The 20,732-nt window shown below is 45.7% G+C and carries 21 protein-coding genes; 5 read left to right on the plus strand and 16 right to left on the minus strand.

Annotated features, from left to right (window positions below):
* Positions 1 to 10: 10 nt before the first annotated feature.
* The 4 genes from GC102_RS20105 to GC102_RS20120 form a co-directional block, all read right to left on the minus strand.
* Positions 11 to 385 (minus strand): ArsR/SmtB family transcription factor, encoded by a 375-nt coding sequence (locus GC102_RS20105; RefSeq protein WP_171691126.1) that lies wholly within the window; start codon positions 383 to 385, stop codon positions 11 to 13.
* A gap of 29 nt (positions 386 to 414) precedes the next feature.
* The gene (locus GC102_RS20110; protein WP_171691127.1) at positions 415 to 1,413 is read right to left on the minus strand and encodes a cation diffusion facilitator family transporter; all 999 of its coding nucleotides are present in this window, start codon (positions 1,411 to 1,413) and stop codon (positions 415 to 417) included.
* 208 nt (positions 1,414 to 1,621) lie between these two features.
* A complete protein-coding gene (locus tag GC102_RS20115) occupies positions 1,622 to 1,846 on the minus strand; it encodes a spore germination protein (RefSeq protein ID WP_171691128.1) in 225 nt (74 codons plus the stop codon).
* A gap of 77 nt (positions 1,847 to 1,923) precedes the next feature.
* Entirely contained in the window at positions 1,924 to 2,592 is a 669-nt protein-coding gene (locus tag GC102_RS20120; protein ID WP_171691129.1) for an HAD family hydrolase, read from the minus strand.
* A gap of 258 nt (positions 2,593 to 2,850) precedes the next feature.
* Here GC102_RS20120 and nagB point away from each other — a divergent pair, with 258 nt between their 5' ends.
* The 3 genes from nagB (at position 2,851) to GC102_RS20135 (ending at position 5,685) form a co-directional block, all read left to right on the plus strand.
* Positions 2,851 to 3,579 (plus strand): glucosamine-6-phosphate deaminase, encoded by a 729-nt coding sequence (nagB, locus tag GC102_RS20125; protein WP_171642943.1) that lies wholly within the window; start codon positions 2,851 to 2,853, stop codon positions 3,577 to 3,579.
* Positions 3,576 to 4,748 (plus strand): N-acetylglucosamine-6-phosphate deacetylase, encoded by a 1,173-nt coding sequence (nagA, locus tag GC102_RS20130; protein ID WP_171691130.1) that lies wholly within the window; start codon positions 3,576 to 3,578, stop codon positions 4,746 to 4,748. Before nagB ends, nagA begins: the two co-directional genes overlap by 4 nt.
* Positions 4,749 to 4,926: 178 nt before the next feature.
* Positions 4,927 to 5,685 carry a YdcF family protein gene (locus tag GC102_RS20135; protein ID WP_171691131.1) on the plus strand — a complete coding sequence of 253 codons (759 nt, stop codon included), beginning with the start codon at positions 4,927 to 4,929 and terminating at the stop codon, positions 5,683 to 5,685.
* Positions 5,686 to 6,587: 902 nt separating this feature from the next.
* Here GC102_RS20135 and GC102_RS20140 read toward each other — a convergent pair.
* The 12 genes from GC102_RS20140 to GC102_RS20195 form a co-directional block, all read right to left on the minus strand.
* Positions 6,588 to 7,157: a manganese catalase family protein gene (locus GC102_RS20140; RefSeq protein ID WP_171691132.1), complete on the minus strand. Its 570-nt coding sequence runs from the start codon at positions 7,155 to 7,157 to the stop codon at positions 6,588 to 6,590.
* Between the two features lie 15 nt (positions 7,158 to 7,172).
* The gene (locus GC102_RS20145; RefSeq protein ID WP_171691133.1) at positions 7,173 to 7,439 is read right to left on the minus strand and encodes a spore coat protein CotJB; all 267 of its coding nucleotides are present in this window, start codon (positions 7,437 to 7,439) and stop codon (positions 7,173 to 7,175) included.
* Positions 7,436 to 7,672: a spore coat associated protein CotJA gene (locus tag GC102_RS20150; RefSeq protein ID WP_376769392.1), complete on the minus strand. Its 237-nt coding sequence runs from the start codon at positions 7,670 to 7,672 to the stop codon at positions 7,436 to 7,438. Before GC102_RS20150 ends, GC102_RS20145 begins: the two co-directional genes overlap by 4 nt.
* A gap of 244 nt (positions 7,673 to 7,916) precedes the next feature.
* The gene (locus GC102_RS20155) at positions 7,917 to 8,624 is read right to left on the minus strand and encodes an HAD family hydrolase (protein ID WP_171691134.1); all 708 of its coding nucleotides are present in this window, start codon (positions 8,622 to 8,624) and stop codon (positions 7,917 to 7,919) included.
* Positions 8,625 to 8,653: 29 nt separating this feature from the next.
* Positions 8,654 to 9,700, minus strand: a complete 1,047-nt coding sequence (gene ytvI, locus GC102_RS20160; protein WP_171691135.1) for a sporulation integral membrane protein YtvI — start codon at positions 9,698 to 9,700, stop codon at positions 8,654 to 8,656.
* 14 nt (positions 9,701 to 9,714) lie between these two features.
* Positions 9,715 to 11,052: a hemolysin family protein gene (locus tag GC102_RS20165; RefSeq protein ID WP_171691136.1), complete on the minus strand. Its 1,338-nt coding sequence runs from the start codon at positions 11,050 to 11,052 to the stop codon at positions 9,715 to 9,717.
* Between the two features lie 26 nt (positions 11,053 to 11,078).
* Positions 11,079 to 12,206, minus strand: a complete 1,128-nt coding sequence (gene yfkAB, locus GC102_RS20170; RefSeq protein WP_171691137.1) for a radical SAM/CxCxxxxC motif protein YfkAB — start codon at positions 12,204 to 12,206, stop codon at positions 11,079 to 11,081.
* A 129-nt stretch (positions 12,207 to 12,335) separates the two neighbouring features.
* A complete protein-coding gene (locus GC102_RS20175; RefSeq protein ID WP_171691138.1) occupies positions 12,336 to 14,564 on the minus strand; it encodes an MMPL family transporter in 2,229 nt (742 codons plus the stop codon).
* Positions 14,565 to 14,628: 64 nt separating this feature from the next.
* Complete coding sequence (locus GC102_RS20180) at positions 14,629 to 15,762, minus strand: HD-GYP domain-containing protein (protein WP_171691139.1); 1,134 nt, start codon at positions 15,760 to 15,762, stop codon at positions 14,629 to 14,631.
* A 118-nt stretch (positions 15,763 to 15,880) separates the two neighbouring features.
* Complete coding sequence (locus GC102_RS20185) at positions 15,881 to 16,693, minus strand: undecaprenyl-diphosphate phosphatase (RefSeq protein ID WP_171691140.1); 813 nt, start codon at positions 16,691 to 16,693, stop codon at positions 15,881 to 15,883.
* A gap of 112 nt (positions 16,694 to 16,805) precedes the next feature.
* Positions 16,806 to 18,266: a bifunctional metallophosphatase/5'-nucleotidase gene (locus GC102_RS20190; RefSeq protein ID WP_312883331.1), complete on the minus strand. Its 1,461-nt coding sequence runs from the start codon at positions 18,264 to 18,266 to the stop codon at positions 16,806 to 16,808.
* 68 nt (positions 18,267 to 18,334) lie between these two features.
* Entirely contained in the window at positions 18,335 to 18,805 is a 471-nt protein-coding gene (locus GC102_RS20195; RefSeq protein ID WP_171642956.1) for a hypothetical protein, read from the minus strand.
* 127 nt (positions 18,806 to 18,932) lie between these two features.
* Here GC102_RS20195 and GC102_RS20200 point away from each other — a divergent pair, with 127 nt between their 5' ends.
* Together GC102_RS20200 and GC102_RS20205 are read left to right on the plus strand one after the other, a co-directional pair.
* The gene (locus GC102_RS20200) at positions 18,933 to 19,634 is read left to right on the plus strand and encodes a molybdenum cofactor biosynthesis protein (protein ID WP_171642957.1); all 702 of its coding nucleotides are present in this window, start codon (positions 18,933 to 18,935) and stop codon (positions 19,632 to 19,634) included.
* Positions 19,635 to 19,656: 22 nt separating this feature from the next.
* A complete protein-coding gene (locus GC102_RS20205; protein WP_216625218.1) occupies positions 19,657 to 20,721 on the plus strand; it encodes a ThiF family adenylyltransferase in 1,065 nt (354 codons plus the stop codon).
* Positions 20,722 to 20,732 lie beyond the last annotated feature (11 nt).

The following is a 20,732-nucleotide window of genomic DNA, read 5'->3' on the forward strand; positions in this document are numbered from 1 at the left end:
AGCTTCCGGCCTACATATGCTGAAGATGTCCCAAAGTTTGAACAAAAATTTGCTCAATATGGTCATCGTCTAACGAATAAAAGACCGTTTTCCCCACTTTGCGTCTTTTGACAATGTGCAAATCCCGCAAGTAGCGTAGCTGATGTGAAACAGCCGACTGCCCCATCGCAAGAAGCGTTGCAAGATCATGCACGCATAGCTCTCTTTGCTGCAGGTAATAGATCATTTTAACCCTTGTCGGATCGCCTAAGGCTTTGAATACCTCCGCAATCCCTACCGCTTGCTCCTCCGTTATTTGAGGTTCCTGCATAAGTTGTACCGAGTCAGCACTTGTACAAGTACATGTGTCCTCACCCTCACTTGCTTCTATCCATATTTTTTCCATGATCATCCCTCCTTAGCGCTTTGTTTTAGCTATACTTTTAGTTCTGGATGGGCGTTAGTTGAGTTTTCAATTTGAATCGTAGCATGAGTGATTTGAAATCGTTCCTCTATTTGATGAATAGCTTTCTGGAGAACTACTTGACTATCATGATCATCGGCAATGAGTAAATGGCAGCTCAGGGAATCAAGGCCTGAAGTAATCGTCCAAATATGTAAATCATGTACATTGATAACACCGTCAATGCTCTCCAACACGTGTTTGACATCCCCATAAGAAACAGCTGCGGGAGTTCCCTCCATCAATATATGAATCGTCGATTTCAGGACGGCCCAAGCCCCCTTAAGAATAAGTAGAGACACAATGATACTAATGATTGGATCAGCCGCATACCAACCGAAGATCAGCATAGCCCCACCTGCTAAAATAGCTCCCACAGAGCCCAAAGCATCACCTAGAATATGCAGATAAGCGCTGCGCAGATTGAGATTGCCATGCACATCCCCTTTACGCATAAGTGCCCAGGCACTAAGTAAATTGGCCATTAAACCGACGCATGCAATGAGCATCATTGAACCACTGGCAACAGTAGGAGGATCCATAAATCGCCCAATTGCTTCCCAGATAATGAGCCCTGCTATTAGAAAAAGTGTGACAGCATTGAATAGAGCCGCTAAGATTTCAATTCTATGAAAGCCATAGGATTTATGAGCTGATGATGGCTTGGCTGCGAACCAAAGAGCGGTGAGACTTAATACAAGAGAGCCTGCATCACTTAACATATGGCCTGAATCCGAGAGCAGCGCCAAACTATTGGTCCATAAACCACCTACAAACTCTAAAATCATGATGCTCGCTGTTATACATAGCGCAATGAGGAGTCCCTGTTTATTTCCGCTGTGGCCATGGTGGTGATGTCCATGATGATGTCCATGGTGAGCGTGATCGTGTCCTTGGTGACCCTCATGACCGCTGCAATTAGAATGATCTTTGTGTTGATGTGATTGTACTTCAGACTCTTGATGCTGCATGGTATTCCCTCCCTGTCTACTCAATCCTTTAGAATGGTGTGCTGCCAATTGCTTTATACATGGCATCAATATATGAACATCTACTCATATATACATAATAGTAAGTTAAACAGGCTGATGTCAATATCGTTTCTTCAAAAAAAATAGATCGATTCATTGCTCAATTTCACCTGAGCCTGAATCGATCTAACAAATGATTGTCTAACTGCTATGTCCCTGTTGCGACTTTGTTCGCTCCAGCCTCTATAACATCTGGGTCAAACGTGATCGTGGCACTAACCAACGTATTGGTTACCCCGAAATCTCCCGTTATGCCGCCGCCGCCGCCGGAATATGATTTGCTTGCACTTGTCGGAGCAATTACGCAAGTATCACCGTTCACCAGATTTCCTTCATTCCTAATAACGTTGAATATTCCTACAAAAGAAGGCATTCTGATCAGCACCCTTTATCTATCAAAGTTCTACAGTGTATGCCCATCTAGCCATGTTTGCGACAGCCTTCCCTTAATTACAAATATTCAAGCAGTTCGGCGAAGCTGCGGATTCGAATATGCGCACCCTCTAGCTCTCCCGATTCACGAAAGCCTGCATAATCGCAAGCGGCTACGGTTAGGTTATTCTGGATTCCTGCCTCTACGTCGGATGAGCGATCGCCAACCATCCAAGCCGATTGGATATGATGTGTTTCCAGCAATATTTTTACTAAATCCACCTTGGATCTCGTTCGATATTGCCCTGCACTGTACAATCCTTCAAATAAATGCGCTACACCTTTGGCTTCAATCACATGCCGCACATAATCTTCGAGTCCATTGCTTGCGACAAATAAACGAATTCCTTTATTATGTAAAGCTTGTAAGGTTTCAGCCACTCCTGTATAAAGATCGCCGTGCCCCTGCTGCAGTCCCTCCACTTGATACTTGATCAGCAGCTTATCTGCTTCTTGACGAGTTGCAATCTGCTCATTCGGCATAACCCGCTCCCAAATGTGCTCAAGAAGCATGCCTAGCGCCCCCAGGATTCGCTCTTCTGGTGGAGTTTCACCGACAAATAGACCTTTAGCTCTGAGCTCATCAAACGTCTTATGGTAAGCAGGCAGAAGTAAGGTCTCCGTCTGAAATAATGTTCCGTCCAAGTCAAAAAGCATCGCTTCGGGTTGGTTTCTCTGATTACTCATAATCAAGCTCCTTCTATGCTCAAAATAATGGTTATGATCTTAGATAAGAATGGCAAACATACCCATGTAAGTCAATATTCATATTTAGGAAAAAGCCTGTTGCCGATAAGAAAAAATTCAGTTATGATTGAAATGAGAGTAATTCGTTTTAAAAATGATATTTTTATGCAAAATCCTATCACAATTAATCAAAATAGGTATCACATCTTGCAAAAACCCCTATTCGATAACTTATCTATGAAAGTGAGGAAGACGATTATGAATCTTCATATTTTTCAAAATCAACAAGAGCTGAATGAAGCTGGAGCTGGCATTATTACCTCGCTTGTCCAAATGCAGCCTAAAGCAGTATTGGGTCTAGCCACTGGTGGAACACCTGTAGGCATTTATGAGGAGCTAGTTAAGGCTTACGATAAAGGACGTGTTAGCTTTAAATCTGTCACTACCTTTAACTTAGATGAATATGTCGGCTTACCGGTAGATCACCCAGAGAGCTATCACGCTTATATGCAGCAGCATTTGTTTGCACATATTGACTTACCTGCTGCTGCGGCTCATATCCCCAACGGAAATTCAGCAGATCTAGATGCCGAATGCGAGCGTTACAACCAACTTTTGGAAGAAGCAAAACAGATCGATTTGCAAATTCTCGGCCTTGGCCATAACGGGCATATTGGTTTTAATGAACCTGATCATTCCTTGATCAGCGGTACACACCGCGTAGAATTAAAAGCGGAGACTCGCGAAGCGAATGCACGTTATTTTAACTCCATCGATGAAGTTCCGACGCATGCCTTAACCATGGGTGTAGGCACCATTTTGAAAGCCAAAACAATCCTGTTGATCGTTCGCGGAGCCGATAAAGCCGAAATCGTACATCGCGCACTTACAGGTCCGATTACAACAGAAATTCCGGCAACCCTTTTGCAAACTCACCCACACCTTGTCGTTCTTCTTGATGCTGAGGCAGGGAGGCTTTTTGAATGAGTGAACTTGTGATTTCGGGGGCTAAAATCGTTACTGAGCAGGGAATCATCGAGCAAGGCATCCTTCATGTGAAGGATGGCTTTATTGCTTTTGTTGGCGATATGTCCCAGTGGGACCCTTCAGCTGCAGGCTCTACCGCTAGATCAGTCGATGCCCATGGAAGCTGGTTGTTACCAGGATTCATCGATGTTCACGTTCATGGAGGTTACGGCGCCGATTTCATGGATGCGAATCCAGAGACACTTGACATTATTACTCGGTTTCATGCCTTACACGGCACAACCTCCATGCTAGCTACGACGATGACAGCGACTCGAGATGCGATTGATCGTGTGCTTGGTGAAGTAGACCGCTATAAGAGCCAAGAGATGCCTTACGCTCAGCTGCTTGGCGTACATCTGGAGGGGCCTTTCATCTCACCCAAATGGGCAGGTGCGCAGGATCCGAACCTCATGGTACCGCCTCAGCTCTCATGGATCGAAGACTGGCACGAGCGCTATCCGCAGCTCATGAAGCAGTTGACCCTGGCCCCCGAACGCGAGGGGGGCCTTGAGATGATCGCGTGGCTGCGCGATCGTGGCATCGTTGCCGCCTGCGGCCACACCGACGCGACCTATGCCGACATCCAGTCGGCGGTTCGCGAAGGGCTTTCGCATGCGGTGCACACCTACAACGCGATGAAGCCGCTGCATCATCGCGAACCCGGAACCGTCGGTGCGATACTCACCGACGAACGCATCAGCGGCGAAGTCATCGCTGATGGGCACCACGTACACCCAGCAGCGATTCGCCTGCTGGCCATGGTCAAGCAGCCGCATGGCTTGCTGCTGATCACGGACGCGATGTCAGCCGTGGGACTCGGCGACGGGCAGTACGAGCTGGGCGGGCAAGCCGTGACCGTACAGTCGGGCGTAGCCCGGCTGACGGAAGGCGGCGCGCTCGCCGGCAGTACGCTGACGATGATCGAGGCGCTCCGGTTTATGGTGCGCGAGGTCGGCGTCAGCGTCGAAGACGCGAGCCGCTTCGCAAGCGGCAACCCTGCGAGGCTGCTGCGCCTCGAGGCGTCGCACGGCTCGATTGCGCAGGGCAAGCAGGGTGACTTGCTGCTCGTCAGCCCTGAATTAGAGCTCGAACATGTATGGGTTCGCGGCAAAGAAATTACAGCATAAGTTGACTTGACGCACATATTCGTTGATACTAGCCCCGACTTCGTTTTAATCGCGAAGTCGGGGCTTTTTGCATCTCACTACTTTGAAGCTCTTGTAAATTTGCAGGAAAGTACCAACTTTTGTCGAAAACCCCTAACACCATACTTGAGTTTGCACAAGAAAGGGTTTGACGCCTAATATGATTTATTTGATAAAAATCGCTTACACCATACTATTCCCTCCTGGAATTATCATACTTCTACTCTTGGCAATAGCTTTATGGCTGAAGCAAAAAAAAGAGTACCTTGCTACACTTCTAGTGGGTCTAGCCGCACTTCTTCTTGGCGTATCCTCCATGCCTTATTTCGGCAATACATTACTAAATTCCATTGAAAGAAGGTACACACCACCAGCTCAAGTTTCCGGCGACGTGCTAGTTCTACTAACAGGAGGCGCAACCTTGGATACTCCAGACCCTCTTACCAAAGGGGAGGGATATCTGACAGGGAACACGGCCGCGCGTGTATTAACGGTTGCTGAACTATACCGAAGCACAAAGCTGCCCATCCTTTTGTCTGGCGGTCAAGTGTTTCGTGACACGGGCAATGAATCTCAGATTGCCAAACGGCACCTTCTCGCGCTTGGTGTTCCCGAATCGTCCATTTCCATGGACGATAAGAGTCTCAATACCGAGGAAAATGCCGTGAATACTCAAGCTATTCTCACAGAAAAAGGCTGGAAAGCTCCAATTCTCATCACATCTGCCTTCCACATGGCCCGATCCGTTAAACAATTCCAAAAACTCAAAATTGACGTAGTCCCCTACCCTACCGACTATATTTCTCAGCAGAAGCAGTACCTCAGTATCAGCAAATTCATTCCATCTTCCAGCGGTTTATCCACCACAACGATTGCGCTGAAGGAATTCTTAGGCTTGTTTGCAGCCAGGAACAATTAGACGGTAATAGCCACTTATTGTGCTCGTACAAGAACAGTACTGGTATTCCTTTTGTATCATTAAATCATTTACAATATTACAACATTTACATCCTTTGCATCTTCTGCATTCCTACATCCATACATCCTTGCATCTTTTGCTGCTGAGGCTTTCAATTTTTCTCTCCCCCCACTCAATCTTGTTCCTTAACCCTTGTCCTGTCACTTTCAGAGCCTATGCAAGTTAGAAGTAACATAAGCGTATAGGCTCCAATACCGCGCTTTCAACTGTGGCGCTTGAAATAAGCTCCGTTTCGGAGCCTAAAATAAGAGAGAACAGAGGAGACTGTCGACTGATTCATTATGATTCCTTACAACTGGTATTCAAAACTCCAAAATTCGATTGGAGTCATCCAGCTGCTTTCGTGAGGTAAAATGGGTTATAGTAGTTACCAATGTTGTATTCTCTACAACAATTCACACGTCCAAAGTCTATTTCGCAATTTGAAGTTGTAGTTTGTACAACATTTTGAGCCCATATGTTGCGAAATGGCCTGTATAGGACCAAATTGTTGTACATTATGCAACAACAAAGGGAGAAAGTCGAGATTTAGGCAGCAATTGTTGTACTTTCTACAACATCATTCAACCGCGAATATGGATTTATTCATTCAGCAACCTCAATTGGGCACGATTTATGACACATCAATGTAGAGCGAGATTGGATGAATGAATCGACGGTCTCCAGAGATCGCAGTTAAAATAAGCGCGATTTCCAAGAGCTTAAAGTAGCGAGAGCAGCGTTGAAGCTAGTGGATATCGGCTGAAACGTCTGTTTCCGAGCTTACGACTTTCGTAAAAAACAAAAAGCAGGCCTCCCGGCCCACTTTTTTTCCTAATCCTAGCTACCCAGCCCTCCCCCTGCTAAAAAACCTTTTGCGCTTCCCGATCATCCTTCAAAATTTCAACTGCTTCTCTAAATCGCAGAGAATGCACAATCTCCCGTTCGCGGAGGAACTTTAGACTGTCCTGCAGATCAACGTCATCGGTTAGATCAATCAACCATTGATAGGTCGCCCTTGCCTTCTCCTCTGCGGCAATGTCTTCATAGAGGTCCGCGATGGGATCTCCTTTGGCTTGTATGTAAGCAGCCGTCCATGGCACACCGGATGCATTTTGATAAAAGAGCGCCCTGTCGTGGCTCACATAGTGATCATCCAAGCCAGCAGCTTTGAGCATATCTATCGTCGCATCCTTGGTCAGCTTATAAACCATCGTAGCAATCATCTCGAGATGGGCGAACTCCTCAGTCCCAATGTCCGTTAGCAGACCCACCACCTTATCTGGGATCGAATAGCGTTGATTCAAGTATCGTAGTGCCGCAGCCAGCTCCCCATCAGCACCCCCGTATTGTTCAAGGAGCAGTTTAGCCATCCGAGGGTCGCATTTACTGACTCTGACCGGATACTGCAGCTTTTTTTCATAAATCCACATGCGCTCTCCTCCTTCTCAGACTTGCCATGGCCATGGAGGTTCAATCCACTGCCAAGGTTGTTTTGTGTAACTTTGACCGTACGACATCAAAGGGCCAAATTCCATCTCAAATTGCCCGGCGATTTGTTTTCTTTTCTGCGCGAATTGATTGTATTGTTGAATGGCGCCCAGATCATCAGGATGAGTGTCCAAATATAGCGTTAGCTCAATTAAGACGAAATCTACAGCTTGCAGATCATGAAGCTGTCTGTAATACGACTCAGGTAACATGGGTTCACTCATGTCAATGGGCCCCCTTCTACCGCTTTGGACTCATAAGGCCCGTAAAGCGCCGGCCAGAGCGTTCCTTTTCTCAGTGCTTCATAGGGACTAAACTGTGGCAAGCCAGGCGGTTGAAAGTGGATATATAAATGTGGCGGTGTGTTATAGAGTTTCACTCGAATGGGTGGACAAGGATCAAATGGACCGATAAATGGGTAATATTTTTTAAATTGCGAATGCGAATGCATATGCATATCTCTCCTCCTCTTCTGTCTTGGGAGTATATGAAATCAGGCGTAGCAACAAAGGCCTATATGCTCGTTATATGCGGCATGACTTGGCCAAAATCACATGTTTTCCAACATTTCCATATTGTATGGGTTATTCGTTGACAGCTACAATAAGATCAAGCGCGTGTATTGAAAAAAAATCCCTGCTGCGTTACCATATGGCAACTAAGCAGGGACTTCTGTTTATGAAGCAGCTTTCGAGGGCGTACTAAAATAAATAAGGGATAAGTTCATGCAGCTGACGAACGATCGCGAGCGGTTTCTTTATTGAGTCGGAGGCAGGAGGCGTTTTGCCATATTTATTGAGCCAAACTGCCTTCATGCCAATTTGCAGCGGACCAGCTACATCCGCTTCCCAAGAGTCACCCACGAATAAGGTGTCCTCTGGCAGCACATTGAAATAATCAAGCGCCAGTTGGTAAATACGTGGATCAGGCTTGGCCAGTCCAACGACATTAGAGATCCACACCTGCTCGGGAGGAAACAATTCCTTCATACCTAGACGCACTATCTTACCTTCTTGCATATCGTGAGGTCCATTCGTAATGATTCCTAACTGATAACGCTCCTTAAGCTTCAGCAGCAGCTCCAACACGTGAGGATCAGGCTCTAAGCTTTTTTCATATTGTTGGACGTATTGGAGGTTGAAAGCTTCTGCCTCATCTTCCGACATCGTATACTGGTGGTCAGCTAATGTTTCGATCAGCCTTCGGTTACGATACGCCTCCACAGAACAAATGCGCTGCTCATATAGGTAGTATAGCTCGTCGCTTTTCTTTTGAAATGCAGAGAAAAACGCCTCGTTGTCATACTCTTTTGTCACCTCATGTTCCGCGAACATCTTTTTCATCACGACATTCCACGTACTTGAGAAGTCAAACAGTGTATCATCCAAATCAAATAAAATTAACTTCATACTCAACCACCCTGTTTATGTACTGTGGCTCAATCCAGCTTAATATTTAAGTTCAACAGGCCAGCTTTACGCATAGCTTGATAAATAATAACAACCAACGGCCCTAAAAAGAGACCTGTTATTCCTAATAACTCGAAACCAACGTACAAACTGATCAAAGCAGCGAGCGCATTAATTCCAACAGCATCACTGAGCACTTTAGGTTCTACAATGCGGCGGAATATCGTTAAAACAAGGAATAGGATTAACAATCCTACACCCATTCCCGTGTGTCCAATCAGCAGTTGATAGACGAGCCAAGGAATAAACACAAGCCCGGTACCAATCACAGGAACGAACTCCATAACCATTACTAATAAGGAAATGGCTAGCGGATATTCAGCTCTTAAGACCAGTAAGCCTATAAACGTGACTAAATAGGTTAACACAGCCATGATGAGCTGAGCTCGAATGAAGCCAAAGATAGCTTCCCGCAGGTAAGTCAGTACGTTTTCCATCTTTCCTTTGGAATGCTCTTCAAACATGGATAGAAAAGACATCCTAAGCTTTGGCAAACTAAACATAAACAAATATAAAGCAATGACGTACATAAGCATTAAGATAAATAAATTCGGAATTTTTCCAGCCATATTTAAAAAGAAGCCAGAAATGCCGCTTAATACATTGGTTAACGCCCCTGTTAAGGTTTCTGTACTGCTTTCCAGCCAAGTTTGCACTTGTGCCGCCATGTCTGGTGACAAGGAATCATAGAACAACTGTGTACGGTTGACAGCTTGATCCATATACTTATTCACTTCATCCATATAATTGGGTGCTTTGCGGCCAAGGTCAATGAGCTCTGTGACGACATTTAACCCAATGAAATAAAATAAGGTCAACGTCAGCAGCGTAAATAAGGTACAAATGATCGTAGCTGCAATCAATCGGTTCACCCTTGCAGCTCGCATGAGAAGCACAGTTAAAGGGTCCAAGAAAATAGCTGTCACGAGCGCGAGTAAAAATGGCAAACCTATGGTGAACAATCCGTACAATAACAGCAATCCAAGCACCATGATTAAGATCGTCTTAGGCGACATCGGAACTCCTCCGCTTACTCATCTGCAGGTCTGACAGCGTTGATTTTCGTTATGTGAATGCGCACGATACGCAGTCGATCTACTTCGGATACTTCAAACACGTGATTGCCGAAAGCCACTCTTTTGCCTTTTACAGGTGCACCTTCAAGCTTCTTAAATAACCAACCGCCGATAGAGTCCACATCATCGTCCTCAATGTCCAGATCCAGCATATCGTTCAAGTCTTCAATCAGGACACGGCCGTCTACGGATGTATACTTATCTTTGACCTCAACACCTGGCCGCTCGTCAATATCGAACTCATCGTGCATCTCGCCAACAATCTCCTCAAGAATGTCCCCTAGTGCTAGAAGTCCTGCAGTACCACCGTATTCATCAATAACAATAGCTAGTTGAGAATGTTTTTTCTGCATTAATTTCAATACACGACTGACTTCCATCGACTCTGGAACATTGAGAATTGGGCGAATAAAGTTTTTAATTTCCTGTTCTTCATCCGGATCAGCTGTCAGTAAATCAGCAATGTGAACGAAACCGACAATGTTGTCTTTATCCTGATCAGCGACAGGGTAGCGTGTATGTTTCGTCTCATGGACCATATGTAAATTATCAATGAAGCTAAGCTCAAGGAACAGACAATCCATATCCGTCCTCGGCAGCATAACCTCACGGGCAATACGTTCTGAGAATTCAAAAATATTATCGAAAAGCACCATTTCATCTTGATCGATATGGCCGCTTTTGACACTCTCATCCATCAGAATACGAATCTCTTCCTCCGTATGGGCGGCCTCATGCTCGCTTGCCGGCTCTACACCAATCCATGATAGAAATTTATTTGCTGCACCATTCAGCACCCAGATAATCGGGCGAAACAGCCTGTAGAAGAAGAGCAGCGGCGCTGAGAGCCATAGTGAGGTTAATTCCGCTTTTTGAATCGCGAACGATTTCGGGGCCAACTCACCGAGCACGATGTGCAGGAACGTAATAAATCCAAATGAAACAATGAAAGACAAGGTTGTCGTATACACCGAAGTCTCTACTTGAAGCTTATGTAAAAGGGGTTCCATGATCAACTCTGAGATGGCAGGCTCACCAACCCAGCCTAGTCCCAGAGAGGCAAGTGTAATCCCCAATTGTGTTGCTGATAAATAAGTATCTAACTGCGATGTTACCTTGATGGCATACTTTGCTTTGCCGCTGCCTTCATTGACTAACTGTTGAATACGGGATTGTCGAACCTTCACAAGCGCAAATTCAGCAGCAACGAAGAAACCATTGAGCAGGACTAATATAATGACAACTATCAGGTTAAGAACAATGGAACCGAAATCAAACGAAGTATGTGGCAAACTGTATATCTCCTTCAGTAATATGATTAGATGATAGCTTTGCGGCTTTTGAAATCAACAGAACGGTAATACGAGTCAGCTACCAGCAGGTTAGGTCCGCAACAAGAAGCGCCGCTGCAGAAGCAGTTTACACGCTGATTCAGCGGATTATTCTCCCAACGGGCAAAAATGGTATCTAACTGGTCATCATGGATATTACCTAGAGGTGGTTCATTGGCAAAATCCGTGACGAACACTTCTCCTGTAAAAGTGCTCACATTCAAGCGATTGCGTCCATCCGGATCATTACGTACGGTCACATTCGGCTCCTCGCGAAGCCTTTTAACCAATATTCTGTCCTCTTGAAGATCGTTGCAAGCAAAGAATGGCAGTGTGCCAAACAGCATCCATATGTCACGATTCCGGCTGTCTAACAACCGGTGAATGCTCGTTCTTAACTCGTCCAGAGATACCATAGGAAGATGAGAAGCAAAGGAACTGGCATACATCGGGTGAACCTCATGGCGCTTGCAGCCCATTTCCTCAATCAGCTTATGAATCTGCGGTAATTTCTCATGTGTGCGTGTATTAATCATCGATTCCGCTGAGACATAAAGTCCACCTTTACTAAGCGCGATCGTGTTATCAACCATGCGTTCATACATACGTGCCGCGGTATCATAACCAACAGGATGCCCGCTATTCACAAAGCCGACTTGATGGAAATCGTCAGCATTCAAGTAATTGAAAGAAATATGCATGACATCGAGATAAGGAGCGAGAAGTTCATACCTAGCTAAGTCAAGCGTTAAATTAGAATTGATTTGTGTACGAATACCGCGCTCTCGTGCATATTTAAGGATTGGCAGCATATAGTCTTTGACGATCTTGATGTGATATGAAGGCTCTCCACCAGTCAAGCTGATCGTTTCTAAATGCTCAACCTGGTCCAGCTGCTTCAAAATGATCGGCAAGGGAATACGCGGTCCTTCCGACATGGTTAACGAATCCCCAACTGCGCAATGCTCACATCGCATATTGCACAAATTCGTAATTGTAAGCTCTACACTTGTTAGTACGTGTTTCCCGTATTTGCGATAAGACCGAATAGGGTCCCACGGATCGTAAGCGGGGGTTAACTCCGGTAAGATGGAGCTTGTTCCATTCATATTCATGCTGTTTACACCTGACCTATCATTTCCTATTCACAAGCTAATTGTTCCTATCATGCCTATACCTATGCCCTTTATTGTAACTTATGATTCGCAAAAAAGGAAACGGCGGCAAGTTATTTTGAAGCTTCGCTACTGCTTCTCTGCTTTCGGTTTCGAACTCATTCGCAGCCACTTAGGTGCCCACCAGTTCGCATCCCCAAGCAGTTTCATGAGTGCAGGAACGAGCATCACCCGAACGATGGTCGCATCAATCAGAACAGCGAGACCTAGACCGAGCCCCAACGCCTTCATGATTTCGATATCTGTAAAAATAAATGATCCTACAACTACAACTAAAATGAAAGCTGCACTTGTAATTAAGCTTCCCGTTTTCTTAAGCCCTTCAGCCGTACTCTTATCATTGTCACCGCTTGCTTCATACTCCTCCATAATACGAGAAATCAGAAATACTTCATAATCCATGGATATGCCAAACACTACACAAAAAATGATAACTGGCAGCGTTGCACTGACATAACCAATGGACGTTATGTGCAGCAAATCAGCCATGTAGCCATGCTGGAACACTAACACAACAACACCGAGACTCGCGCCAAGACTGAGCATGTTCATTAATACAGCCTTGAGCGGAAGCAAAACGGACCTAAAGGCAAGCAATAGTACGATGTAGGTAATCCCCATCACAAAAGTTAATACTTCAGGAATTTCATTCTGAATGCGATCTATAATATCCAGTCTATAGGCTGGTCCGCCCGTGACTGCAATATCAAGTCCGTCCTTACTTAAGCTGCGAAGTTCTCGGACAAGGACATCCGTCGCAGGATCATCGGTATCTTTCTCCGGCACTACAACCATCAGAGCAGTGCGATCTTTTGCAAATTTATTGCCTTCTATTTGAGCTTTGACATTTGAATTCCTTAGCATGGCTGCTAATTCAGCATCGGAATGTTGACCTAGTGAACTGATATAACTCTGTACTTCTTTTACACCAGATACCCCTTTAACCTGTTCACTATAAGCCCGAATTTGACGAATCGAAGCTTCATCCCACACTTCTCCTTGTGTATGAATAACAATTTGGATGGGCCCCATCATACGCGGATCATAGGCCGCCTTCAATAATTCCGAGCCATATCGGGATTCGTAGCTGGGAGGCAGCACCTCCGCATTCGGTACATTTAACTTTATATGACCCATCGGGGTCATGGTGTAGATTAGGGCACCCCCGACGATGACAACCAATAGAACGGGGCGTTTCATTACAGCATAAGCGATCCGTTCCCAAAAGCGGGACGTTTCTTGTTTGCGAAAGCGTTTAGGAACGACCTGCAAGGAGTTAATCCGTTCACCAAGTATTCCGAGAAGCGACAGCAGCATCGTATTCGCGACTATAACGGATATCGACACGACAATTACTCCGCCCAAACACAAGGAGCGGAAAAAGGTGAGATCTACGAACAGCATGCCAAGCAGCCCAATCAGTACCGCTATTCCGGAAAAAAAGATCGATTTCCCCGCCGTCTGACAAGTCATGGCCACAGCTTCCGCCACATTCTTCTGTACCTTGAGTTCCTCTCGAAAGCGACTGACAAGAAACAAAGCGTAATCAATTCCTACAGCAAGACCGAGCATCGTCACCATATTCGGAAGGAAGTTCGATAAGGATTGGTGCTGGGCGATAAAATAGGTAATCCCTAATGTAAGGGTAACGCTCATAAGCCCCACGATCATAGGTAATAGCGCCGCGACTAGGGTACCAAACACGATTAATAACACAATCAGCGCAATCGGTAAACCAATCGCTTCTGATTTGGCAATATCATGTTTACTCGCTTCCTGCATATCATGCAAAATAGCAGGTCCACCAGTCACATATACATTCATGCCATTTGGCGGATGCACGCGTTCCTTAAGCTCCGGATATTTCTCCAAAGCAGGGTCGGTATCTAGATTTAGGGATACAGTTACCGCCGTCACATCTAGATGACCTTCGTTACGGGGTGTCGCGACGAATTTCACACTTTCTACATACGGCAGCTTCGTAAGTTCGTTAAGCGAATCCATAATAGCTTGTTGATGGACTTTGTCCGTCATGTCGAGCCCTTCTCCTGTATAAACCAGGTTCAGCATCGTAAGTGGGACACCAAGCTCATCCCGCAGTTGAATTAGACCACGATCGGACTCGCTACCTCTAGGCGTAAAGCCGTTGTCTTTGAGCATTCCCGGTGTTTTCTGTGCAAAAATAGCAAAGCTGAGAAGCAGAAGCACGCCAATAACTAGTACGATCCATCGGAAACGATGCATCGCATATCCCCATCTCCAAAACTTCCCTTTCACAGCTGTTTCTCTCACACGCATCCCCCTAATTTGCAAAAAGAACCTGGATTCCCAGGTTCTTCAGGCTTGTTATCTATATTTTATCTTAAAATATGGTTGGCATACTTTCGTCTGGATTAAATTCGTCTACATTAATTTCCCCAATTTCTGAAATTAATATAGAAAGCTTCGTTGACAGGTCAATTTCGTACGGTTCCTTTAGCTCTTGACCGGCTTGATCCTGCAGCACGCGAACGATCGGTCTATGAGGCACGGTTACGTTTAACTTAGATACGATGCCAAACTCCCCGGTATTCAATCGAACGGTTATGCCTAATGGGTAAATCGCGATTTTATCACGGAATAAGGCAATCTGACTTTGATCATACATCGTGCCCGAGCCTGCGAACAGTTGCTCCATAGCTTCATGCGGCAGTAAGGGTCTTCTATATACTCTTGTTGTCGTCATAGCATCATAAGAATCGACTAACCCAACCCATCTGGCAAATTCGTTGATTTCTGTACCTTGAATCCCACGCGGATAACCGCTTCCGTTAATTCGCTCATGGTGCTGAAGAGCACAATGCGCAGACAGAAGAGGAATATTCGGTTCATCTTTCAAAATGTTAAAACCGTATGTCGTATGATTCTTCATCTCAGTAAACTCTTGCTCGGTCAATTGCGAAGGCTTGCGAAGAATACCAAGTGGTACTTTCGTCTTACCAATATCGTGAAGCAAAGCGCCTAATCCGAGTGTTTCAAGGTTCTCACGACTGTACCCAAAGCTAATTCCCAGCATAATGGCATAAATACTTACATTCACAGAATGCTGAAATAAGTAATTATCTTTCACATTCATATTATTGAGCATGACCATAGCCCCTTGATGAGCGCTTAGATCGTCAATAATCATTTTCATCACATCACGGAAATTACGCCCGATATCATAATAATTAACGGCTCCGCGTTTGTTCGAATCTTCCATCACCTTCTTAAAGGTGTTACGGATTTCGAGAATAGCCTTCGTTCTCGTTTCATCTTGAATAACATCCTCTTGAATGATGTCGTTGGTCCGAGAATCTTGAATATATATGTAGTCGATACCGTATGTAAAAAGTCGATCAATGAGTCTCTGAGAAAGCTCAACATTAACGGCCAGCAGGACCATACCATCGTCGTTGTAAATATTCTTGGCCAACCTCATTCCAGGATGACACATGTTGATCGGCATTAACAGCATTTCAGGACCCCCGAATAGGTGAGCGTTACTTTCTATCTAAATGTAATAGATTTCACAAAAAAGTTCAATAAAAAAAACCGCATCATTCGACGCGGTTCGATAAATGAAACAGTTAATGTTACTTTAAGAACATATAAAGAGCGAAAATGATGGCTACCGCAAATCGATAGTAAGCAAAATACGTTAATTTCATATTTTGAACAAACTTGATGAAAGAAACAACAGCCAACAAAGCAACGATAAATGCAACGAGAAAACCGACTACAAAGAAACCTAAGTCATTCGAAGAGAGTGCTTCGTAGTTTTTAAGAAAGTAAACACCTGAAGCTCCAAACATAATTGGAATCGCCATAATGAATGTGAAATCGGCAGAAGCAGCGCGGCTTACGCCGGACAGCATTCCACCCGCAATTGTCGATCCAGACCGGGAGAATCCTGGCCAAATGGATACCAATTGCCACAAACCGATGAAGAACGCTTGACGATAAGTCAAATCATCCAAAACTACAGCACTCGGCTGTTCCTTCTTCTTCTCTGCAATGATTAACAGGATGCCTCCTAGAACAAGCCCAATCAACACGGTAGTTGCGTTAAAAAGCTTCTCGTCGACAATATCATTAAACAAGACGCCGATGATCCCTGCGGGTATAATCCCAATAAGAATATGCAGCAAGTTCAGTTTCTTTCCTGTCCTACTCTCGCTTTTCCTTTTCACTAACCCGAATAAAGATAAAATCCGTTTCCAATAAATGAGGACGACGGCCATAATGGCGCCAAGTTGGATGACAAAGTCAAAGGTTTTCATTACTTCATCATTTTGGGTGTTTAATAGGCTTTGTGCTAGAATCATATGCCCCGTAGAAGAAACCGGTAAAAACTCGGTCAATCCCTCTACGATCCCAATGATGATCGCTTCAAAAATAGTATGCATGGTTTCCCCCTATGAATTGAGAGTTTATAGATGTACTCCTGTCCAATTATCTATTCTACCTGTAACTTGGTAGATCTGACAACTCCTTCGACAAAGGTCGTGGTAGTTCGACTTATTCGTTATTCGCATTAGGTCTTCTATCCGTAAATCTTAGGAAATGACTGCTTACTATCGCGTCTTCATCGCGAAGCTCAGAAGCTAGTACATCACGGATAAATTCAGGCAGCATATACGTCACCTGTTTACCTCGACCGAGCGATAAATAACCTGAGCCGAAAGTAAACATGTCGATGGTGCCAACAACATAGTCACGGCTAAGGTCTAAAGGCTCATCGCCCACGTCCACAGCGATGATGCGTTCGTAAGGTGCACGGGTGCTGTCGGTCATGACGGTCAATCCGTCGACACACAGCACGCCCAGCACCTCGCCACGGAAGCCGAAGCCTCGAATCGGCTTCTCCATGAACTCGCCAAGCAGCGACTCTTCGAGCGCTTGCAGCAGATCCGCCCCGCTGAGCAGCACACGGCAGGGGTTGATCGGACCCGGGCAGATTTCTAGCAATCTGCCGCGAGTCAAGCGCCCCTCCTTCAGTCCCTGAAGGAGCTGGCCGCTATTGACCAGCCCGATCTCGGCGCTGGTCCAGCGGCGAATGCCCGCGGCAAGCAAGTTGCCGAGCGGGGATTCGCCGTACCAATCGAGGCGCAGCGGTTCCCGCAGCTGCGCCACCTCCGCATTCAGCGCCGCCGTGCTGGCGATGCGGTAGTGCTCCAGCAGCTCGGTAACGCTGCTGTCTTCTTCACTTGCGTCCGTCATAGGGACGACGACGCCTTGGAGCTCCACGATCCGGCGCTGCTCCGGATCGTAGGCAAGTTCAATATGGCCGGCGTACTGACCGAATTTGCCGGCCGCGCAAATATAGGTGCCGCTGAGCAGGAGCGGCTCCTCAAGCACATGATGCGTATGGCCGCCGAGGATCACATCGATGCCTTCCAGTTCCTCAGCCATACGTTGATCGGAACGCAATCCTAAGTGGGACATGACAACAATGATATCCACCCTTGGGCGAAGAAGCCTAGCATAGGCCTTTACAGCTTCGATGGGATCCGTTACATGCCATCCAAGCAGTTCATAGTACGCTTGGTAAGCCGCTGTTACCCCAATGAGTCCAATGGTGAGACCCGATTTCTCAATCGTAAGTGTAGGAAGCATCCAATCCGGCGTCTTATTTGTCGCCACTTCTATAATATTGCTTCCTATAATTGGGAACTTGGCATGCTCCTTCACAACCGTTCTTAACAATTCCGGTGTAAACGTTAGCCCTTCATTATTACCCATGACCATCGCTTCGTAACCGGTCGCGTTCATAATTTCCAAGTTGGCAGAAGCATTCGTGCCTTCCGTTTCTGGGCGCATCCGGTCCATATGATCGCCAATATCAAGTGTCAACACCTGATCAGCCGGCCACAGTCGACGTACGCGATCAAAGTACGCGCTAATTTTGGGCATCTGTTCAAAATGACTATGAATGTCATTCGTATGTAAAATAACGAGTCGTTGCAAGGGCTCAGACACACCGTTCACCTCTTTTCTTTGTAAGTCAGATCCGAAGCATGTCTAATCTTATGCAGCAGAATGTCCTCTCATTTCTTGAATTTAAGCTCATCAAGTGCCACTCTGTTTTTGAAGCCGAAAGTCGCTTCTTCCCCTAGCGCCTGATCATGAAGAAACCACACTTTGATAACACTTTTAACATTGAGACATTCACTGCTGCCATCTGGCACATAAAGACGAATCGGATAATCTTTCTTGAGCGCCTGTCCATCTTGAACATATAGAAATAAGGCAGAATCTAATTGTGACCAAGGCATTAGTGCTTCAAATTCGTCTACTGCCTCTACTTTCAGATGCGTAGGTTCTTCAGCATGCCCCCCATTACGGCTTCTCTTCCAGCTCCGATACCACGATTTTAAATCAAAAGCATCTCCCTGCACATTCGGTACACGCTCCTGGAGCGATACCTGCTGCTCAGCAAGAGCAACCATCTCGGATATCGTGAATGCTTCATTTTTTATATGTAGGTCTGACACTTGTATGCGCATATCTTCTTGCATGAATACATTTCCCCTTTCATCCTAAGCGCCATTTGTCATCCAAATGCTCTACCCATTATACCATTTTCAGGTCAAAATATGATATGCTGTAAGGGATTCCAACAACTAAGCCATTAGGAGCAGAGCCGTGAACATAAACATCCAACTCTTTGCAGGTTTGGTAGACCTATTCGGGACTTCCGTCCTAATTATAGATATCGAACAAGAATCCATTTCTATTGAGCAGCTCAAAAAGCAGATCACAGCAGCCTATCCGGCAGCTTCCACCCAACTTGCGACCTGTTTTTTTGCTAAAAATCAAGCCTATGCCGGAGATCAGGAAATCGTCACAGCTGCAGATGAACTTGCACTGATTCCCCCTGTGTCAGGCGGTCAACCTTCTAAATATGAAATCACCCACGATACGATTGATCCAGCTGAGGTAGCTTCTAAAGTCAACCACCCTAATCATGGCGCTTCGCTTGCCTTCATAGGGACAACAAGAGAGATGACCTATGGGCAGCGGACCGTCCTTTTGGAATATGAAGCCTACATACCGATGGCACTCAAAACCATGGAAACCATCGGTGAGGAGATAGAAGCTCAGTGGCCAGGCACGCTTTGTGCAATTACACACCGTTTGGGCAAGGTCGCTATTGCAGAAGCCAGCGTCGTTATTGCCGTTTCATCCCCGCATCGCGGTCATTGCTATGAAGCAAGTCGGTATGCGATTGAACGCCTGAAACAAATCGTACCCATTTGGAAAAAAGAGATATGGGAAGATGGTTCGGAGTGGAAAGGCAGCCAAACAGGTCCTTGGAACCCGCTCCAAACGCCACAATTCGAATAAACCAGACTGGAGATGACCACGCTTGGACACACATTTACATATAGATCATTATGATGACGTTGATACGCGCTATTCTAGACAAGTCCTGTTCTCCCCCATCGGCAAAGACGGACAGCGCAAACTCGGAGGAAGTCGAGTTGCTATCGTAGGAATGGGTGCTCTAGGCACCGTTCTTGCCAACCATATGGTTCGTGCAGGGGTCGGTTACGTACGACTGATTGATCGTGATTTTGTCGATACTAGCAACTTACAACGACAAATGCTCTACGATGAAGAGGATGCAGCTTCCACCACACCCAAAGCGATTGCAGCAGCAAAACGGTTACAACTCGTGAATTCACAGGTAACGATTGAGCCTCATGTAACCGATCTGAATTCCTTGAATGCTGAACAGCTGCTAAGTGATGTAGATTTAATTCTAGATGGTACCGATAACTTTTCCGTTCGGTTCCTGATTAACGATGTAAGTATCAAACTAGGGATTCCTTGGATTTATGGTGGTGCGGTCGCCTCCAGAGGAGTCTCTTTGATGATCATCCCGGGACAAACGCCATGTCTTCGCTGCCTTTTCACACAAGCACCCGCCGCAGGCACGACTGAAACCTGCGATACCGCTGGCGTTATTGGCGGAATCATTCATGTTGTAGCTTCCTTTCAAGCAACGGAAGCTCTTAAATTGCTTGTTGGCGCGAACGAACAGCTTAATCTTAAAATGCAGCAATGGGACTTATGGTTCAATCAGAATTCAGCGATTAGTGTAGCAGGTGCGCTTAAATCAGACTGTCCTGCCTGCGCAATGAAGCAGTACGATTACTTAGAAGTCGGCGTGGAAAGTGACACGATTCAATCCTTATGCGGTCGTAATTCCGTCCAGATTCATCCGGTAAATGCTTCTGATAAACCGCTTGAATATTGGGAAGAACGATTAAAACCACTGGGTCCGGTAGAGAAAAACCGCTTCCTTTTGAAGTTCCAAGCAGCCCCGGATCTGCACATGATCATCTTTCCAGATGGCCGCGTTCTCATCCAAGGAACTGAAGATTTAATTCAGGCTAAAAGTCTTTACAGCCGATATATTGGGATGTAGTATAACTATAT

Origin of the sequence: Paenibacillus germinis, assembly GCF_013141785.1 — a bacterium.
Classification (GTDB): Bacteria; Bacillota; Bacilli; order Paenibacillales; family NBRC-103111; genus Paenibacillus_E; species Paenibacillus_E phytorum.

Excerpts from the sequence above, each read along its gene's own strand:
- GC102_RS20105 (WP_171691126.1), bottom strand. The coding sequence starts at position 385 with ATGGAAAAAATATGGATAGAAGCAAGTGAGGGTGAGGACACATGTACT.
- GC102_RS20110 (WP_171691127.1), bottom strand. The coding sequence starts at position 1,413 with ATGCAGCATCAAGAGTCTGAAGTACAATCACATCAACACAAAGATCAT.
- GC102_RS20115 (WP_171691128.1), bottom strand. The coding sequence starts at position 1,846 with ATGCCTTCTTTTGTAGGAATATTCAACGTTATTAGGAATGAAGGAAAT.
- GC102_RS20120 (WP_171691129.1), bottom strand. The coding sequence starts at position 2,592 with ATGAGTAATCAGAGAAACCAACCCGAAGCGATGCTTTTTGACTTGGAC.
- nagB (WP_171642943.1), top strand. The coding sequence starts at position 2,851 with ATGAATCTTCATATTTTTCAAAATCAACAAGAGCTGAATGAAGCTGGA.
- nagA (WP_171691130.1), top strand. The coding sequence starts at position 3,576 with ATGAGTGAACTTGTGATTTCGGGGGCTAAAATCGTTACTGAGCAGGGA.
- GC102_RS20135 (WP_171691131.1), top strand. The coding sequence starts at position 4,927 with ATGATTTATTTGATAAAAATCGCTTACACCATACTATTCCCTCCTGGA.
- GC102_RS20140 (WP_171691132.1), bottom strand. The coding sequence starts at position 7,157 with ATGTGGATTTATGAAAAAAAGCTGCAGTATCCGGTCAGAGTCAGTAAA.
- GC102_RS20145 (WP_171691133.1), bottom strand. The coding sequence starts at position 7,439 with ATGAGTGAACCCATGTTACCTGAGTCGTATTACAGACAGCTTCATGAT.
- GC102_RS20150 (WP_376769392.1), bottom strand. The coding sequence starts at position 7,672 with ATGCATATGCATTCGCATTCGCAATTTAAAAAATATTACCCATTTATC.
- GC102_RS20155 (WP_171691134.1), bottom strand. The coding sequence starts at position 8,624 with ATGAAGTTAATTTTATTTGATTTGGATGATACACTGTTTGACTTCTCA.
- ytvI (WP_171691135.1), bottom strand. The coding sequence starts at position 9,700 with ATGTCGCCTAAGACGATCTTAATCATGGTGCTTGGATTGCTGTTATTG.
- yfkAB (WP_171691137.1), bottom strand. The coding sequence starts at position 12,206 with ATGAATATGAATGGAACAAGCTCCATCTTACCGGAGTTAACCCCCGCT.
- GC102_RS20175 (WP_171691138.1), bottom strand. The coding sequence starts at position 14,564 with ATGCGTGTGAGAGAAACAGCTGTGAAAGGGAAGTTTTGGAGATGGGGA.
- GC102_RS20180 (WP_171691139.1), bottom strand. The coding sequence starts at position 15,762 with ATGCTGTTAATGCCGATCAACATGTGTCATCCTGGAATGAGGTTGGCC.
- GC102_RS20185 (WP_171691140.1), bottom strand. The coding sequence starts at position 16,693 with ATGCATACTATTTTTGAAGCGATCATCATTGGGATCGTAGAGGGATTG.
- GC102_RS20195 (WP_171642956.1), bottom strand. The coding sequence starts at position 18,805 with ATGCAAGAAGATATGCGCATACAAGTGTCAGACCTACATATAAAAAAT.